Source organism: Paraburkholderia sp. BCC1885 (assembly GCF_900996235.1).
GTDB lineage: Bacteria > Pseudomonadota > Gammaproteobacteria > Burkholderiales > Burkholderiaceae > Paraburkholderia.
The window spans coordinates 323,970-342,516 of sequence record NZ_CAAJGM010000219.1 but is presented as its reverse complement, the minus strand read 5'-3'; the positions used below and the strand labels follow the sequence as shown (position 1 = coordinate 342,516).

Genomic DNA, 18,547 nt, shown 5'->3' with positions numbered 1-18,547 from the left:
GCGGAACTTTGCCGGTCACGGGTGGGCATTTCACACAATTATGAGAAGAAAGCCGACCGGGATAAGGTCGGCTAAAGGTCTGGCTATTCCGAGGGCCGCGCCAGAATCAAGGCTAAATTATGTATTCTGACGTCGCTGACCCGCGTGGCAAGCGAGTGCGCGTCAGCATAGCCGGCTGGGCTTAGCAAGGCCTCCCACACTGTCTGTACCAATCCTGTCATTCACCACACTTGTCATTCTTTGATCTCCCCGGCTGAATGAGTAGCCGGGCTTTATCGAGCTTGTCCGTATGCACCTGCGCGACCGGGCCCGATGCCGTACTTTCGGCGCTGTCGTCCCGTAACAGCACGGAACTTGACTTTAGGTCTGCTCGAATCAAAAGGGTGGTGAGAAAGAGCGGTTTTGAGACCTGCATGATAGGACCGCCGTACGGGATATGTACATCCTGGCTGTTCACAGTTCAAGAAATTTTCAGCGCCGCCGTTAATTCCGAGGTGACCCGCCCATTTCTATCGCATACGTACAATGTCCAACATCGACCGCGAAATCATGCGTCTGCTTCCGGAAGCAGGTTCGTATAACGATTACGTCAGTACCCCCGATATCTTTAGGCGCCTGCTGCAGACAGAGCCTGCAACGCCTTCACAGAAAACGATTTATCGTCGTCTGGTCAAGCTGGAAGAAGACGGTTTAGTCGAGATGGACCAGCGCGGCACTGCATCGGTTTGGCGCAAGAAGGCCGGGGCGAGCGGTATGGCGGCGAAAGCCGGTGCCATGATGACGTTTGACGAGGCGCTTGCCTTGCAGACGCTGCGACGCTTCTCGTCGCGCCAGATTCCCGAGCTGGTGGCCACCTCGCTATCAGCGATGTTCGACGTGGCGGAGGCGCGCCTTCAGAGGACCAATAGCGAGTCCGAACGGAAGTATTCGCGCTGGGCAAGCAAGGTGGCGGTCGAAAGCGGCGGCTTTGCGCTGCACTATCCGGTCGTCGATCGAGGCTTGTTCGCAGCAGTGTCGAAAGCGCTTTTCCATGAGCGCAAGCTGGAAATCGTCTATCGTCCGCGTCACAATGCGGATAACGACCAATCGAAAGTCATCTTGCCCCTAGGCCTTGTCGAAGTCGGGGGACTTGTCTATCTGGTCGGCGGAACCGAAGGGCGGTCCAATCCGACGATGTATCGTATGGATCGTCTTTCGAGTGCAGAAGTGATGCTTGATGCGTTCAACTATCCTCCTTCGTTCTCTCTCGATGCTTACGTCAAGCAGCAGCGCAGTTTCGACTTCATGGTTGAAAGCGCGGTGCTGCTCAGGCTGAAGTTCGTAGGGGGCGCGGGAGACCATCTTCTCGAGGCTCCGCTCGCCGAGAATCAAAAGAGTTCGCGCGACACCGATGCGCTCTATGTGCAGGGGACGGTCATCCTGAGTCAGCGGCTTCGATGGTGGCTACGCTCGTTTGGACCAAATGTCGAGGTGCTGGGACCCGCGACTCTCCGCGCTGAGTTTGCTGAGGAAGCGCAGGCGCTGGCGCGGACGTATGCTAAATAACCACCTTCTCATGGCACGAGTGCTTCCGACCTTGTGCAATCCGGCCATCGCTGACCTACGAATGTGCAGCGTCAAGGTACCCGGTGACAAGCGCAAGTAACTCACGCCGCACGGCGGCGTGGCCTTGCGGAAGACGCGTGGACGATGCGCCAATCATGAGGGCCAAAGTGTGCAGTGCCTCGCGCGGAGTTAGCTGGCCGGCTGCCGCCCAGTGCCCGGACCGGTCGGACGGCAACTGATCCGCGCCGCCGGCGAACAACACCATTTCAGTGTGCGACACGTCCAATGAGCGCACCATCGCGCGATTTGCGCCTACACAGTTCCAGCAGAAGGCTTCCGGTCCCTTTCGCGAGGGCTTGACCATATGCACCACAATGTCGGCGTCGTCGACGATCCGGCTATGAGCGACTTCCCACGAGAGCAAACCATTCAGTGTGGGCAACTCGTTTATCCACGATTTCACCGTGGGTTCGTTTAACCCCCAAAGCCGCAGAGCAATCCGCAAGGTGTGCTGGTTGGCTGGTGCAACCCAATGGATTGGCGTGTTGCCGATGCGGAGGGGGCGCGACTGTTCTTGCATGTGATTGTGGATATCTCGACTAAGTAATGGAAAGCATCTTGCCGATTGATTGGGACAAATCGTGTCCCGGATAGAGTTTGAACTGAATGCGTGGGTTCGGCTCGCAGCTCCAGGTGAGTTCGAACCAAACGCACCCGCTACAGGGCAACGCGCGGGTCGCGCGAGAGTCACTGAAACATTCCGCGATCGGGACATGGATTGTCTATAAGCCTTGGCACAATCGAATTGTGTCGCGACGGGACTAACAACAGTTGTTCGTTGGTCAAGCCCACGCGAGTTCGATAAGCCAGTTTTGACAAAACGAACGATCAAGAGAATGCGAATTGGGTATGCGAGGGTCTCGACGGATGATCAAAATCTCGACTTGCAAGTTGCTGCGCTGGAGGCGACGCATTGCGACGACATCTTCACTGACCAGGGGATATCCGGAGCGCGGTTCTCAAGGCCGGGTCTTGAGAATGCGCTAACTATTTTATCGAAAGGCGACACGCTGGTTGTGTGGCGCCTGGATCGTTTGGGACGATCTCTGCATAAGCTGGTTGAGCTCGTCGAGCAGCTTGGAGAAAGAGGCATTCAATTCGTATCGCTCACCGAGTGCATTGACACGACGTCTTCGGGCGGAACGCTGCTTTTCCACATCATGGCCGCCCTTGCTCAATTCGAACGCTCATTGATCAGCGAACGTACTCGGGCGGGTATGGCCGCGGCCCGGAAGCGTGGCAAGCCCATGGGACGTCGTCGAGCGCTTTCTCCGGAACAGTGTTGTGAAGCTCGGATCCTGCTCGAAGGGGAGCGGCTGAATGTGGTGGCTGCGAAGCTGAATGTTCATCCGGTTACGCTTCGCAGGAGTCTTGGAAGGGCTTCGTGTGTTCAAGTCGCGCGCGACTTGGTGAAATAGGCGACGACTGCAAATGTCAGGGTTATAGTCGCCGGTCACGGTGGATAGTGGCACAGACTTGTCTCTGCGGTCCGAGCAAATTACCGCTCGCTAAAGCATCTATCGGTGCCCCTGTGGAATTGTGGCATCTCTGGTCGGGGGATCGGCGAGTGATGTATCACACAGCATTCGCTTTAACGTGCGGGGATGAACGGCGAATTTTTCTGCCACCAGTTTCAGCGGAATGGTGACCAGAAGGCGCAACGCTTCCTCGCGCTGCTCCGGTGAAAGCGAGCGACGCCGACCAAGATGTTGCCCTCGATTCCTGGCTGCAGCCATTCCCGCGCGGGTACGTTCACTGATTAACGAACGTTCAAACTGCGCTAACGCTGCCATTACGTGAAATACCAGTACACCTCCCGAAGAAGTGGTGTTAATACATTCCGTCAATGAAACAAATTCGATGTTTCGTTTGCCGAGTTCCTCGATCAATTCAACGAGCTTGCGCAATGACCGACCAAGCCGGTCAAGCCTCCACACAACCAGTGTATCGCCCGACGAAAGGGTATCTAGCGCGCACTTCAATCCTGGTCGTGAGAATTCCGACCCCGAAATACCGTGGTCACTAAACAGACGTGCGCACCCCGCGCTAACTAGCGCCGTCGTTTGCAAATCCAGACTTTGATCTTCGGTCGAGACCCTTGCGTACCCAATTTTCACGGTGTTTTCCTCATCGACACAACGGCCCTGGCGTTGCCAACTCGGAAAGCCTTCGGCCAGTTGCGTAAAGCGTTTGACAAAAGGGTCCCCTTTTGTCATCTGCTTACGCCCCGGTCGAGTTTCGTTATGTATCAGACAGTTGTTGCGTTCGTATAGGCCTAGATTGGAGTATCACAAAACCGGACCTTTTTGCATTCACCCTTGATGATGCGATGCGGCTGCAAGTCTGCGTTGCCGTCCGCGCAGGGAGTCGTGACGCGGTAGAACTGGCATGAGCGAGGGTCTCGATGTTTGGCCGCATCTGACGTCACTATTGTCTCGTCTGGGCGTGGTTTCGCCTGCAGCGCCTGCTCATTCCGACGCAATATGCGTCGTCGCTTCAATCACCAATCTCGCCCAGGTAGAACGCGTCTATGGCTCGACGCTCGCCTCCCTGATGCGTTGCATCGTTCATGAGCGGGCTCGGCACGTGTGCGAGACGCACGGGGGGATCATGACGATGAGCGGCGAACACATCCTGTTTATCTTCGATCCTTCCTCTGGATCTCACCCATTGGATGAAACATATGCGCCTCGAGCATCGATTCTCCTTGAGTGCATTTTCTGCACCTTGGGCGATCGACCGATTGAGACCAACGACAGAGCCGTTTTCCCTGTTATCGCTGCGACTGTGGCGCCTTGGACCGACGCGCCTTTTGACATCGCAGCAGTAGGCGCGAGTGCGATTTCGGAAGGCCGCAGTGGGCGGGAATGGCGAGAGCGCTATGTCGCCGATATGAACATTGCGGAAAGGCTCTTCAACGCAATGGACGAGGGCCGGCTTGGTTTCGAATGGGAACCCGTTCACGATGCCGATCCCAAGGCACCAGTCCACTACTCCGAAGCGTTGCTTTGCCAGACAGACGGGGGCGTTGTCACCCGAGTGGGTGCCATGGTCCTCGCGCTCGAGCGACTGGGGCTCGTGAGAAGGCTGGATCAATGGGTAGTCGGATCGGTGATTGACACCTTGCGGCTCAATCCGACTATCTCTCTGGGCTGCAACGTGTCAGCGCAAAGCGCGACGCTCGATACCTGGTGGTCATTTATCGTAATAACGCTCAACGAAGAGTGGGAGATCGCGTCCAGGCTAGTCGTCGAGATCACAGAGACCACACCGTTGACAGTAACCCCGGGGGTACGGGCGTTCGTGAAAGCGCTTCAGTCATTGGGCTGTCGGGTGGCGCTCGATGATGTCGGTGCAGGTCATAGCAACCTGAGCGCTTTGGTAGAACTCGGTGTCGACATCGCCAAAATCGATGCAGTTTATTTGCGACAGGCTAAGCAGGATTCCCGCGGCGCGGAGCGTCTCCGACAATTGGTGGGCTTAGCTAAAGCGTGCACGTCCAGCGTGGTGATCGAGGGGGTCGAAAGCGTGGACGACGCCGAAGTAGCGCGCTCGAGCGGCGCCGACTGGCTGCAAGGATATCTGTTTTCGAAGGCGGCTCCTTCGAATTTAAGAAACCCGGCCGCAGAAAGGAGAGATCACAACCAATACGGGAACGGGGACTGACACGGACCCCGACATTCGACAAGCAGAACTGACCATTGGGTCGCGCGATGTGGCGCGCACCCGGAATGGGCGTGCGAAACGCAACGCGTGCCTTTATAACGAGAAGACCAGGAAGGACCAATATGCAAACACAACAGACCAGGGAAGGGCGGTCGTGCAAATCCTGCGCGCCTGAATGGGGAACAAAGTTAAGGAGCCATGCCTCCGCGAACTGTTTCGCAGTTTCGGCTCTGTCGCTTGCGCTGTTGGCGGTCTTCTCGTCGGCCAATGCAACGCCGGCGGATAACCCCATCGCTGTCAGCGGTCCCACTGGAACGACGACCTCAAGCAATGAAACGATCACCAACAGCGCAGGCAATGGCACGTCTTCGGGCCCTGGGTATGCAGTAGAGGCGACAAACGGCGCGCAAGTCACCTTGAGTGGTGACACAGTCCGGGAGACCTATGCCGGTGCCAAGACGTTTGGCATTGAGGCAAATGGAAGCGGCACGAGCGTGCACGCCACTAACACCAATGTAGTGGTCCTGGGGGCCGATCCGACCGACAATCCGAACAATCTCGCGAGCGGAAATGCACCGATCGGTGTCGACGCACAGAACGGCGGTGTGGTAACGCTCAATGGTGGTTCGGTCAGTATGTCGGGAACTTCGGGCGGCACGATTGGCGTGCGCGCGGAAGGCGGCACGCTCCAGGCGACCGACACAAACATCTCGACGGCCGGCGAAGTCGGCTATGCCGCGTTTGCCTGGGCAAACAGCAGCGCTGGCGCGCATCTGGATCTTGACGGGGGCTCCGTCTCCACGAAGGGCCAGTTGGCCTACGGCCTGTATTCGCAGGATTCGTTAAGCGCCGGCTCGCCGGTACAGGCGCGCCTTACTGCCGAAGGTGTTTCCGTGACGACCAGCGGTCAGGGCGCGGACGCCGCTGAGGCCTACACCGGTGGTACGCTGAACCTGAGTGCGCAAAGCTCTTTAACGACGAGCGGCGCACAGGCATCCGGCGTCGATGCCTCTGGTGTGGACGCAATGACCGGAGCGCCCTCGACAGCAGTGGTGCAGGACACCACAATCACCACCACGGGTGCGAGCGCGCCCGGCGCGTCAGCGAACGCGGGCGGCCAGGTGACTCTCGCACGAACGTCGATCGACGTGGAGGACAGCGGACCAGACAATTTCGGCCTGGTGGCAAAGGGCGCCGGTTCGTCTATCACCGCCTCTGACACGGCTATCACGGTCGCTGGCGCGGGAACGAACGGAGGGAATGCCCCCTTGGGTACTGACGCCGAACGGGGTGCTACCGTTTCGTTGACGGGCGGCAGCGTTACGATGACGGGTAATGACCGCACTATCGGGGTGCGCACGATGTCGGGCGGCACTACGACCACGACTGGCACGGCGATTTCCACTGAAGGCGCAAATTCCCATGCGGTGCTTGCCTACACGGACGATCCGGCTGCCGGCCCGTCGCAGATCACGATCAACGAGGGAACCGTGACGACGGCGGGAACGAATTCCTACGGGCTCTATGCAGAAAACACCGGTTCCGAGGTGGATGCCAACGGTGTCGCGGTGACGACACAAGCGAGTGTCGGGCGAGGCGTATACGCATTCGGCGGCGGGGTCGTCACGGTGGCAGGTGGCAGCATCGAGACCAACGGAGCTAATGCCGAAGGCATGCTGGCATCTGGATTCGATGCGAATAATGTCGTTGGACAAATCGTCGCATCGGACGTGATGGTCACCACTCACGGCAGTCAGTCTTCGGGCATCGCTGCAGGCTTCTCCGACGGCTATATGGGTAGTGTCGACTTCACCGGTGGCAGCATCACCACCACCGGCGATGCGGCCAATGGCGTGTTCGCCCAGCTAGGTGGCACGGTCAGCCTGCATAACACGTCGGTTTCGGCCAGCGGGGCCAGCGCCTCTGCTGCATCTGTTGCCAGCGGCGCCACCTTGAATATTGACGGCAGCACGCTGACGTCGAAACAATCCGCGGGGATTTCGCTGACCGACAATGCCACCGTGGTCTTGACCGGTACGGCGGTCGTCTCCGCAGGCGCTTCGATCGCCTCCACGCTGGATACCGCGGGCCAGACGCAAAACATCACGGTGGGTGCGGGTTCCGTGCTCACGCAGAACAATGGCACGCTTTTGCAGGTGAGTCGAACGTCTGCGGGCATGGACGGCATCGTGAACCTGACCTTGCAGGCGGGGTCGGTGGCTAGTGGCAATGTCGTCGACACCGATGGGTTGACGAACGGAACGGGTACCCGCGTGCAGGGCGGAGAGACAAACTTCGTGATGGATGCCGGATCGAGTTGGACGGGCATCACTGAAGGGTTGAACAACACCTCGATCGGCGAAGGTGGCTCGTTCACCGACAATGGTGGAGCACCGATTGCCGGCGATGTGGAAAGTGGTAGCAACGCCAAGGTTACCTTCAACAGCCAGGCCGCGATTGGCGGTACCGTGCAGTCCGGCGCGAACTCGGTCGTCAGCTTCAATCAGGCGGCGACGATTGGACAGGACGTAGTGAGTGATGGCGCAACATTTGCGTTTGCGCAGGCGGCGACGATCGGACGGAATGTGCAGGCGACAGCAGGCAGCACGGTGGCGTTCGCGGGCGCAACGACCATCGCGGGAGATGTGTCCGCCAACAGTTCCGTATTTACATTCAGCAATACGGCTCCGACAGTTATCGGCGGAAACCTTACGCTCGACAATGGATCAGGCACGCACGGTGGTAGCGTGACCGCGCCGGTCAGCGTAGCGGGGAACGTGGTGGTCAATGATTCGAGTTTTGGCGGCAACGTGAACGTCCAAGGCTCGCTGAGTGGCACAAACGGCATCCTCGCCCCTGGAAACCCGGGCGGAACGCAAGGATCTGTCCAGGTTTCGAATGTTGCTACTGCGGATAGGGCAGTAGTGGACGCCGCCGTCCAATCGAGTCAGGCAGGCGGCGGAAGCTCGCTGGGTATCGAGACTTTCGGAAGCATCTCGGGCTTTTCTGGCGTCTACGCGGCACAGGTGAACGCTGCCGGCCAGTCGGACGAGGTCATTGTCCACGGCAATGCGGATCTGTCAGGAATCGCATTGAGTGTCGGGCAGGAAAATGGCAACGGCGGTTATCGGATCAATACGCCTTATACGATCCTCGCGACTGACGACGGCGGCACGGTACTTAACCACTTTGCCAGCGCGGCACTCGATGCGTCCATGGCCAATACCCTGGTCGAACTTGCGCCGGTCCAGTACGATGCAACTGACGTCAAAGTGCAGTTCACCCTCGATCCGCAGAAGATCGCGGCGGCGCGCAGCGGTCTGACGCAAAACCAGAGCGCTGTCCTGACGGGCGCGATGTCCGTGGCCGGAACCGACGCTGCAGCGGCGACGCTTTTTACCAGCAATATCAATCGGGCCGATGCCCTGAATCAACTCTCGGGCGAAGGATATGCCTCGACTACGACAGCGCTGATCCAGGACAGCCATTATGTACGCGATGCCGCGGATGACCGCCTGCGCTCCTCGTTTGGGGGGACAGGCGCCAATCAGCCGGTGACGACTTACGGCGCGAACGTATGGACCAAGGGCTTCGGCTCATGGGGGCATGCGGACGGCACAGCCAATGCCGGGATGATGACGGACTCCACCGGCGGATTCCTTATCGGCGCGGACGATCTTCTTGCGCACAACTGGCGTGTCGGGATGTTGGGTGGATACAGCCATTCGAACTTCGATGTTGATTCGCGTTCGTTCGCTGCGAGAAGCGACGACTACCATCTCGGGGTCTATGGCGGCACGCAGGTGGGGAACCTCGGCTTTCGAGCCGGTGCCGCGTACACGTGGTCCAACATTGACTCGAATCGATCGGTGGCCTTCCCAGGGTTCGCCGATATGACCAATGCGAGCTACGACGCGGGCACCACTCAGGCCTTCGGTGAACTTGGCTATCAACTCCATCTCGGCCGGGTTGGCGTTGAGCCTTTCGTCAACGCCGCCTATGTGAACCTGCATACGCAGGGCTTTTCGGAAACGGGGGGCGACGCCGCGTTAGATTTGCAGGCCAACAACGTCAATACTGCGTTCTCCACGTTGGGCATTCGCGCATCTTCCGATTTTTCGATCGGCTCAGCAGATTTCACCGCACGGGGCACGTTTGGCTGGCAGCACACGTATGGGCAGGTCCCGCCGATTTCATCGGTGGCCTTTTCGGGCGGCCAGGACTTCTCGGTTGCAGGCGTGCCAATTGTGCGTGATTCCGCTGTGGTTGAGATTGGATTGAATGCGGTGATTACCAGGAATGCGACCCTTGGAATTTCGTATTCGGGACAACTTGGGAACAAGACCCAGGACAACGGGATTACGGGAAGTTTTAATTACAGGTTCTGATCGGAAGACTTGCGGCGGATCTTCAAATATAGGGCAATAGTTGGCGGAGTATGGGATCGCACCCATCGACCTTGAAGAGGATAGCCTTCATTGCCGACATACCGGGCCTGTCGACTTTCTATTTCGAGGCGCTGTATGCGTCGGTCCCCGGTCGTTCAATCGGGCGATGTCGGTTTTTGCGAGCTCTTTGTAGGCGCTTCGGTCACGTCGGGCGACACCTCGGCTCGCTAAAACATACATACCGTGGCTGAGTAAGTCCGGGGTGACCCCTGAAATAGACGAGGCGTCAGGCAGGCCGACTGACCAACGAGGACGCGTGCTGGACCAGCACTTTTATTCCTTCGTCACTTACTCAGATCGTCGGCTGAACGAGACCAGTCGATAGTGTCATAGCTAACGCGCGATACCGAATACGGTCGGCGCAGCAGTGCATGCCCTCGGAGAATCAGGACGTTGACCGTCGTGCTGGTTCTTTCTTCGCGGGGAGAGAGGCAGGACCGCTCTCCCCGTCTTTTTCGATTCGTATGCAGCGGTGAGAGGTACTGCTGAGGTGCCCTCGAATGACTCGTTTGGGCGAGCAATCGACGAGGGTATGCATGGCGCATAACGCGCGACAAAAAAGCCGACCCATAAGGTTGGCTAAAGATTCTGGCTATTTCGAGGACCGTACCATAATCTGACACGGTGTACGTTACGCCGGTGATACTGCTGATTTACGACCGCCGAGGATGCTCCGATTCGCTGTTTGCGATTTACCCGGACCGTTTGCCCTGTCTGCACCATTCCTGCCACTCATTGAACTGGTCGTCGGAGACGGCGTCGCTAAGCCCATTTGCATCGCGGCCATTCTGATAATCGGCAACGCAGGTACTGACGCGCACGTATCGATATCAGAGCCATGGCTCGGTGGCGCATCATGCTGCCCGGACGCGTTATCAGAATCGGCCTCCAATTTTATCGGCGTGATTGTGCTAGCGTCCGGCCTTGTTTTTAGCGCGCCCGACATGCACCCATCGCTCCACTGTTTTAGCTGCGCGGATGCATAACGCTGAGAGGCTTATTCATCCATGTCCTGCATAGCTACCTCCTCACGCTAAACGAAAAAGACTGTTACACAGGAAAAACAGAGATCGACGGCGGACCGGGCGCCGCGCCGGTGAAAATCGTGCCGGCCAAGCCGCTCGTGATTTCTTACGAGAAGAATGCATGCTTGTTAACCGCGGCTTTTTCGCCGAAGAAAGATGCGCACTACTGGCTGATCGCGACCGAGGGGCGCAAGCCGCTCGACCCGGACGCATCGTTTTTAAGTTCGTTGATGCATGTGCGTGATCGGGAATGTGATGTCGGCGTAGCGGAACTCGATAACGAAGGTCATCCGCTGACGCCCGTCAGGTTGACCCAGCTGAAACCTCGCCAGACAGGGCTGACTTGTATCCGGTTCCAGTGACGTAATGAACCGGCAAATAAACGTTAGTCGAAGCGGTCAGATGGTACACAGCGGAAGACGAATCGCGGCAAACCGCAGAGTGGGAAAAGGAATCAGCATCCTTCGCTAGGTTATGAAAAAACCAATAAGCCTCGAACCCCTCACCCCACCGCCACCGCACACCCCGCTTGCGCCAATGCCTCCTTCGCGTGACTCTTCAGGTCATCAGTAGCAAGCGGCGCATCCGGACTCCGCACCCAGGCCGCAATCCTCAGTCGCGCGCCGCCTGACTTCGGATAGCTCGCCACCGTCACCACCGGGGCAAGCGTCGCTCCGCTCAACACGCGCGGCTCGTCGGCCACCAGCTTCTTCAACTCGCCAATCGCCGCGTCGACATCTTTGCGTTGCGCCAGCTCTACGTCGACTTCAATCCGCTGCGTGCCGCCGCTGCTGTAGTTGATGACCGGATTGCTCCAGATCAGGCTATTCGGCACGAATACCGCGTTACCGTCGCTGCGTTCGATGCGCGTGGTGAAGAGTCCCACCTCACGCACGATGCCCGCCGCCGCACCGCTGCCTTCGATCACGTCACCGGTGCGAAACGGTCGCAGCATCAGCAGCATGATGCCCGCCGCGATGTTCTGCAGCGTGCCTTGCAAGGCCAGCCCGATCGCGAGGCCGGCAGCGCCCAACACCGCTAGCACGCTCGCGGTCGCAATACCCACCTCGCTCAGCGCGGCGATAAACGCCACCACGCGCACGGCCCATGTACCCATTGCCTTCAGCATGGGCGCGAGGGTAGGGTCGGCATGCGTATGCGCGAACGCGCTGGCGAACAGCGTGCCAATCTTGTTCGACAGCCACCAGCCCACCGCCAGAATCAGGACGGCGATAACCATGTGGAGCACGTCATACGCCATCGTCACCATCAGTGACGGCTGGAAATGCAGGATTCGCGTTAGCAGGTCGTCCATGGATCGCTCTCGTTATTCTTAGGGGATATATCTCCAGACGTGCTTTGAGCGGATATGTTCCCGCCGGTCCAAACGGAGCCGCGACAGAAGCGTAAGTGTTTGCAACCTCATATCGCTCAGCACTGCGAATAGGATCTTTTGTAGTCAGGACTACCGGGTGGTAATCCTTGCAAGTCATGTTGACCTGATCGCGAACGGCAGGCAGGTTTTCTGCCTGATGACTATAAAAGTGCTCGCGCCGGCCACCATCTCAGGGCGACCGGCGCGAGCACTACAACCCGACACTAAGCAAACAAAACCGCGGCGGCTTAGTTCGCCACGTAGCCCGTCGGCGTGGTCACGTTGGCCTTGGCGACCGTCGCGTTATTCGACACCACATACACCGGCGCTTCAGTCAGGTTCAACGAGAGCGTGCCGTTGGTGTAGCTCATCGTCAGCGGATTGCCCATCATGTCGACCACCTTGACGGTGCCGCTCGTGCCCGGTGCATCCACAGTGAGGTTGTATGGCACGCTATACGACGAACTGAAGCCCGTGCTCGCGCTCCACACGCTGTTGTTGTGGGTCCACAGCGCCGTGATCACCGCGCCGTTGCCGAGTTGCTGGAACGAATAGGCGTAGACGCCGGACGGCGTGCCGTTCACCGGACCCAGCGTGTTGGTGCCGTCCAGAACATGCGTCAGCGCGCTGATCGCCATGGCGGCTGGCTTCGGGCTGATGTCGGTCGCGCCGAACGCGCCTTGTGCATCGGCGAGGTCGAAGAAGGTGCCGAAGCCAGTTTGACCCGGATAGTCCGCGCCGTAGAACACGTAGGTCTGATCCACGCCTTCGCCCAGCATGATGATGTGCGTGCGCGCCACCACCGCAGCCTGCGCGTACAGCACATTGGCGCTCGGATAATTCGGACCGTAGGTGCTGCCGAGGTCGTAACTGATGCCCACTTCGGTCTGGAACAGCTTCATGCCCGGCTTGTAGTCGGTGGCCATTTCCGTGCGCAGCGCGCGAATCTGGCTCATCAGCGAATTGGCGACATTGGCCGGATTCGGATCGGTCTCGAGGCGCTCGGGCGGATGCGAGGGCGAGGTGCCGTCGTCGTAATAACCGTGCGTCGAGATGCCGTCGACATAATTGGCGAAGCCGAGCGGCGCGAGGCGCTGCAGGCGGGTCGTCGTCAGCGCCGGGAAGGCGTCGGTCGTGCCCATCACCACGGCATGCGGGTCGGTCGAGTGAATGCCCTGGTACACCGACTGATACATCGCGACGAAATTGGCGTCCGTGTCGGCCCAGAACTCATCCGGTTCCCACGTCACCTGGTAGTAGTTGTTCGTCTGGGTCGGAAAGTATGTAGTGCGAATCGTGTTCGATTCCGTGCCCACCCGCGCCATGTAGTTCTGGTAGTACGAGAGACTGGTCGGCGGATTGGTGTCGTCCTCGAATGCGTTGGTCGGACTCGCCCATGCGGGAATGCCGTCGAGGCGGATCAGGCGCATCACCTGGCCCGAGGCGTAGAACGGATCGAGGTTGTTGGCCGCGGGGTTGAAGGTGTTCGGACCGTTCGGCTCCATGGTCGACATCTGGCGATTATCGATCGTCGACGAAATGCCGAGGTCGGCCAGCAACGGGCCGTTGTCGTTGGCGCCCTGCATGCCGAAGCGATGCTCTTCCTGATGCGCATATGTCACCGCGGGTACGACACCCGACAAATTAGGCAGGATACCGAACGAAGCAATGCCGGTAGGACGCGTGCCGTCCGAAGGCAACTGGCCGCCATTCTGCGCGAGCGTCGCGGAGGCCGCGAAATAGCCCGACAGCGTCGAGGTACAGCTAAGCGTGGTGGTGACCGGGCCATCCGCAACCGGGAAGCTGCCGCTCGCCGCAACGTTGCCGAGCTGGTCGCTCACGGCCCAGTTCACCTTGTCGGCGGTGGGGGCGTTGGTGACGAACGAGAGCTGGAACGTGCTGCCCGAGGCGAACATGCGGGTGGCGTCGGCGCTCGGCGTATCCGCGGAAATCAGCGGGCTGCCGGCGGGGGCGCTGGAAGTGGCGGGCGACTGGCAGGTCATGACTTCGCCTGCGGTGGTGTTGGCGGTCAGCGTGGCGCTGGTGCCGGCGGGAGTGACGCTGGTGCCGGCGGGAGCGCCGCTGGGGCTGCTCGTGCCGTTGTTGGTGGTAGCGCTAGTGGCTCCGCTGCCGGAGCCGCCACCGCCGCCGCAGCCAGCGAGGGCCAGTACCAGGGAGGAAAGCAATAACGGTTGGAATTTCATTTCTAAGGCGCAAGGTAAAAATACTGAGCCCGCGACGAATGCATCCCTGGGTCGCCGCGTGAATTCAATATCGGGTTTTGACGTCAAGCCGGCGCTGCCGAGGCCGAGCCTCAAGCAGCCGCTGCCCGCGGATATCGGGGTTCAAAGCGCGGAGTGTCGGACAATGGACGCGTCGTACATTTCGCGATGGCAGATGTACACACGGCGGAGGGTCGCAACGTGAAACAGCAGTGACCGATCCGGCCCAGCCGGGTGAATTGCGCTAAAAGTCCGGCGCCGAAACGCAAAAGTAAGGTTGGTATCAACCCTAATGCAAGGCACGCCGCTGACCAGAACTTACCGATTTAGGTGGTTGGTTCGTTTTTTGCGGAGTGAATCCTACCGGACGATTTTTCTTAGGTATGCAGAAAAGACGTAACTATCTGTTACGTATGAATAAATGGTCTTTAAACATTAGATGAATGCACCGGCATCGTGAAACAGGGGACAAACTGGATATTGAACCTGCGCGATAAAGGCGGTTTTGAGGAGAAACTGATAGACCGCTTTTTTATGATGCATGCCTGAATATCAAATGACGGAAATGGCCAGATAATCATCATATTTCAACTGCCTTTCGATTTTTCCGCAGTAGATTTTAAAAGACAGCGCCGCTTCTCGATGGCGGAAAAGCGCGAAGACACGGCGCGGCAAGTTTTGCTTGAAGTGTCCCTCCGATATGTTTATGATTGAGTATTCACTCATTAATTGCCTCAGCCTGAACCACGTATGGCCCGTCCGAAAAGCGAAGACAAACGCAACGCCATCCTCGCCGCCGCCACCCAGGTGATCGCGGAGCAGGGCTTGGGCGCGCCGACCGCGCGGATCGCGAAGGTCGCCGGCGTGGCGGAAGGCACGCTTTTCACTTACTTCGAAAGCAAGGACGTCTTGCTCAACGAGCTCTATCTCAGCATCAAGGCCGACATGCGCGAGGTGATGATGGCCGCGTATCCGACGGCCGCGAGCATGCAGGCGCGCGCGCGTCACGTGTGGCAGATGTACGTGGACTGGGGCGTCGCGTTTCCGGACAAGCGTCGCGCCGTGGCGCAACTGGCGGTTTCGGATCGTCTGAGCGAATCAACGCGCGCGGCCGGCATGCGGGCCTTCGCCGACGTCAACGAGATGGTGCAGGCGAGCACAGCCAGCGGTGTGCTGCGCGACCTGCCGCCCGCCTTCGTGGCGGCCATCATGGGATCGCTCGCGGACACCACCATGGAATTCATCGAGCGCGATCGCGCTCAGGCAGAGCGGTATCGTAACGCGGGCTTCGAGGCGTTCTGGAATGCGGTCGCCAAGCCTTGAAGTTTTTTTATGTGGTTAATGAGTGATTACATGCTCATCTAAATGGAAGGAGTGCATCATGGCAAAGGTATGGCTGGTAACGGGCAGCGCCCGTGGACTCGGGCGCAACATCGCCGAAGCGGCATTGGAAGCCGGCGAGCAGGTGGTGGCGACGGCGCGCAATCCGCAGCACCTCGCGGACCTCGTCGAGAAGTACGGCGAGCAGGTGCGCGCGGTGGCGCTGGACGTGACGGACCCCGCCGCCGCGCGCGCCGCAGTGCAGGCGACGCTCGACGCATTCGGCCGTCTCGACGTGCTGGTGAACAATGCCGGCTTCGGTCATCTCGCGCCGTTCGAGCAGGCCAGCGAGGACGATTTCCGCGCCCAGATCGACACCAATTTCTACGGCGTGGTCAACGTGACGCGCGCCGCGCTGCCCACCTTGCGCCAGCAGCGCAGCGGCCACATCATCCAGATTTCGTCGGTGGGCGGACGTCTGGGCATGCCGGGTTTCAGCGCCTATCAGTCGGCCAAGTGGGCGGTGGGCGGCTTTACCGAAGTGCTGAGCCAGGAAGTGGCGCCGTTCGGCGTCAAGGTGACGGCGCTCGAACCGGGCGGCATGAAAACGGGGTGGGCCCACGAAGCAGGAAGCGCGGTGCCGGATGTGCTGGAGGACTATGCTCCATCTGTCGGCGCCATCGTTTCGTTGCTCGACCAGTTCAGGGGCAAAGAAAGCGGTGATCCGGCGAAGGTGGCGCAGGTCGTGCTGAAGCTCGCGTATCACGAGCACCCGCCGGTGCACCTGATACTCGGCAGCGATGCGCTTCATTACTTCGGCATGGCCGAACAGGTCCGCTCGACGAGCGAAGCCGCGTGGCGCGAAGTCAGCCTCGCCACCGACTTCACCGCGCCGGACGAACTACCTGAATTCCCCCAATCCTGAGGAAGTGCAACATGGCTAACTGGACCACCGACGACATCCCGCCGCAAACCGGGCGCCTCGCGGTGATCACCGGCGCGACCGGCGGCCTCGGCTTCGAGACCGCACTCGCGCTGGCCGGGGCGGGCGCACAGGTCGTGCTGACCGGACGCAGCGCGGCGAAGGGCAATGCTGCGCTCGCGGCGATTCACGCGCAACATCCCGCGGCGTCGATCACTTACGAGCATCTCGATCTGGCGAGCCTCGCGTCGGTGCGCGAGTTTGCCGGGCGCTTCGCGCGCGAGCACGCAGCGCTCGATCTGCTGATCAACAATGCGGGCGTCATGGCGCTGCCCACGCGTCAGACGACCGTCGACGGTTTCGAAATGCAGTTCGGCACCAACTATCTGGGGCATTTCGCGTTGACGGCGCAGCTTCTGCCCGCGCTGCGTAAGGGACGCGGTCCGCGCGTCGTCAATCTCAGCAGCGTGGCGCACAAGCTGCGTGCCGCGATCCATTTCGACGATCTGCAATGGGCGCGCCGCTATGACGCCTGGGGAGCCTACGCGCAATCGAAACTCGCCATGCTGATGTTCGCCCTGGAACTGCAACGCCGCAGCGACGCCAATGGCTGGGGACTCCTAAGCAATGCCGCGCACCCCGGTTTCGCGCGCACGGACCTGATCGCCAACGGGCCGGGCGAAGGCGGCCTGATGGGCACCTTCAGCCGCGTGGCCCTGCAGCCGCTAATGAGTCACTCGGCCGCGGCGGGCGCGTTGCCCACCCTGCTGGCGGCCACCGCGCCCGAAGCCATGCCCGGCGGCTACTACGGCCCCAATGGCCTGTTTGAACTGAAGGGCCATCCGGGCGTGGCCGCCGTCGCGGCGCACGCGCGAGACCAGGCGGTCGCCGCGCGCTTATGGGATGTATCGGAAACGCTGACTCACCTTCGTTGGCCACGTACTGAACCGGAGCAGGTGTCATGAGAATTTTGTTAATGGGCGCCACCGGCATGGTGGGACAAGGCGTGTTGCGCGAGTGCCTGCGCGCCCAGGACGTCGAGTTCGTGCAGACCGTGGGCCGCTCGCCGACCGGTCAGCTGGATCCGCGTCTCACCGAAATCGTCCATCCGGACATGCAGGATTTGCGCAGCATCGAATCTTCGCTGCAGGGTTTCGACGCGTGTTTCTTCTGCCTCGGCGTGTCGTCGTTCGGCATGAAGGAAGCGGAGTACACGCGCCTGACCTATGACCTGACCCTGAACGCCGCCCGCACGCTGGCGCGCCTCAATCCGCAGATGAGCTTCGTGTACGTCTCGGGAAGCGGCACGGATAGCACGGAGCAAGGCCGCAGCATGTGGGCGCGCGTGAAGGGCAAGACCGAAAACGCATTGAAGGCGCTGCCGTTTCGGGCGGTGTATCTGTTCCGTCCGGGAGTGATCGAACCGTTGCACGGCATTCAATCCAAAACCCGCATGTACCGGCTGCTTTATCCGCTGCTGCGGCCGGTGATGGCGCTCATGCACGCGCTGGCGCCGAATCAGATCGTGACGACCGAGGAGGTGGGGCGCGCGATGCTGTCGCTGGCGAGGCGCAACGATTCGACGCGCGCCGTGCTGGAGCCGGCGGATATCGCCGCGATCGGCCGTAGCCCGATGGATGCGGCGGCCACGCCGCCGCTGACGCCGCGCGCCGGGTAACTTTGGGCAAGTCCTAAGCCGTGGCCACGCGCCATGCGACCACTCTTCACCTGTAACATCCGCTACAGGTAGCGCGGCGGCCTATTAAGCAAAATAAGAAACAGGCCGATAACCCTGACATGGAGCGAAAATCCGGCCGGATCGCAGCGACAGCCCGGTCCCGCCGTCTGCTACGCCTGGCGCTTCCAACAGTCCGCGTCCAGCGGTGTGGCCGTCTCAGGCGTGCCGCGCCGGCTGGGCCGTGATTGCAGTCCCCGATAACGCGCGTCGGCCAACGCGCATGTTC

14 protein-coding genes are annotated in these 18,547 nt (G+C 60.0%); 9 read left to right on the top strand and 5 right to left on the bottom strand.

The genetic code is table 11. The features are described from left to right. The first annotated feature begins 525 nt into the window (after positions 1-525). Entirely contained in the window at positions 526-1,545 is a 1,020-nt protein-coding gene (locus FQ755_RS26145) for a helix-turn-helix transcriptional regulator (RefSeq protein WP_144157894.1), read from the top strand. A 55-nt stretch (positions 1,546-1,600) separates the two neighbouring features. Here FQ755_RS26145 and FQ755_RS26140 read toward each other — a convergent pair whose 3' ends face one another. Beyond that, entirely contained in the window at positions 1,601-2,125 is a 525-nt protein-coding gene (locus FQ755_RS26140; protein ID WP_144157893.1) for a hypothetical protein, read from the bottom strand. A gap of 316 nt (positions 2,126-2,441) precedes the next feature. Here FQ755_RS26140 and FQ755_RS26135 point away from each other — a divergent pair, with 316 nt between their 5' ends. After that, a complete protein-coding gene (locus tag FQ755_RS26135; RefSeq protein WP_144157892.1) occupies positions 2,442-3,023 on the top strand; it encodes a recombinase family protein in 582 nt (193 codons plus the stop codon). Positions 3,024-3,122: 99 nt separating this feature from the next. Here FQ755_RS26135 and FQ755_RS26130 read toward each other — a convergent pair whose 3' ends face one another. Then, positions 3,123-3,722, bottom strand: coding sequence for a recombinase family protein (locus tag FQ755_RS26130; protein WP_144157933.1), 600 nt, complete (start codon positions 3,720-3,722; stop codon positions 3,123-3,125). 271 nt (positions 3,723-3,993) lie between these two features. Between FQ755_RS26130 and FQ755_RS26125 the strand changes: the two genes are divergently transcribed. From FQ755_RS26125 to FQ755_RS26115, 3 genes are all read left to right on the top strand, one after another. Next, positions 3,994-5,271, top strand: coding sequence for an EAL domain-containing protein (locus tag FQ755_RS26125; RefSeq protein ID WP_144157891.1), 1,278 nt, complete (start codon positions 3,994-3,996; stop codon positions 5,269-5,271). Positions 5,272-5,393: 122 nt separating this feature from the next. Next, a complete protein-coding gene (locus tag FQ755_RS26120) occupies positions 5,394-9,659 on the top strand; it encodes an autotransporter domain-containing protein (protein WP_186308657.1) in 4,266 nt (1,421 codons plus the stop codon). Positions 9,660-10,815: 1,156 nt separating this feature from the next. After that, complete coding sequence (locus FQ755_RS26115; protein ID WP_144157889.1) at positions 10,816-11,106, top strand: hypothetical protein; 291 nt, start codon at positions 10,816-10,818, stop codon at positions 11,104-11,106. Positions 11,107-11,246: 140 nt separating this feature from the next. Here the strand turns inward: FQ755_RS26115 and FQ755_RS26110 are convergent, their stop codons facing one another. The 3 genes from FQ755_RS26110 to FQ755_RS37605 all read right to left on the bottom strand — a co-directional run bounded on the left by FQ755_RS26110 (position 11,247) and on the right by FQ755_RS37605 (position 15,067). Then, the gene (locus FQ755_RS26110) at positions 11,247-12,059 is read right to left on the bottom strand and encodes a mechanosensitive ion channel family protein (protein WP_144157888.1); all 813 of its coding nucleotides are present in this window, start codon (positions 12,057-12,059) and stop codon (positions 11,247-11,249) included. Between the two features lie 308 nt (positions 12,060-12,367). Beyond that, complete coding sequence (locus FQ755_RS26105) at positions 12,368-14,323, bottom strand: hypothetical protein (RefSeq protein ID WP_144157887.1); 1,956 nt, start codon at positions 14,321-14,323, stop codon at positions 12,368-12,370. Positions 14,324-14,893: 570 nt separating this feature from the next. Further along, on the bottom strand, positions 14,894-15,067 hold the full coding sequence (locus tag FQ755_RS37605; protein WP_186308656.1) for a hypothetical protein: 174 nt from the start codon (positions 15,065-15,067) through the stop codon (positions 14,894-14,896). 24 nt (positions 15,068-15,091) lie between these two features. On the opposite strand from FQ755_RS37605, the gene FQ755_RS26100 reads away from it, so the two are divergent. The 4 genes from FQ755_RS26100 to FQ755_RS26085 are packed head-to-tail and all read left to right on the top strand — an operon-like array spanning position 15,092 to position 18,261. Beyond that, on the top strand, positions 15,092-15,664 hold the full coding sequence (locus FQ755_RS26100; RefSeq protein WP_144157886.1) for a TetR/AcrR family transcriptional regulator: 573 nt from the start codon (positions 15,092-15,094) through the stop codon (positions 15,662-15,664). Between the two features lie 58 nt (positions 15,665-15,722). After that, a complete protein-coding gene (locus FQ755_RS26095; RefSeq protein ID WP_144157885.1) occupies positions 15,723-16,586 on the top strand; it encodes an oxidoreductase in 864 nt (287 codons plus the stop codon). 11 nt (positions 16,587-16,597) lie between these two features. Beyond that, entirely contained in the window at positions 16,598-17,548 is a 951-nt protein-coding gene (locus FQ755_RS26090; protein ID WP_144157884.1) for an oxidoreductase, read from the top strand. Then, a complete protein-coding gene (locus FQ755_RS26085) occupies positions 17,545-18,261 on the top strand; it encodes an NAD-dependent epimerase/dehydratase family protein (RefSeq protein WP_144157883.1) in 717 nt (238 codons plus the stop codon). The genes FQ755_RS26090 and FQ755_RS26085 overlap by 4 nt, the downstream gene beginning before the upstream one ends. Positions 18,262-18,547 lie beyond the last annotated feature (286 nt).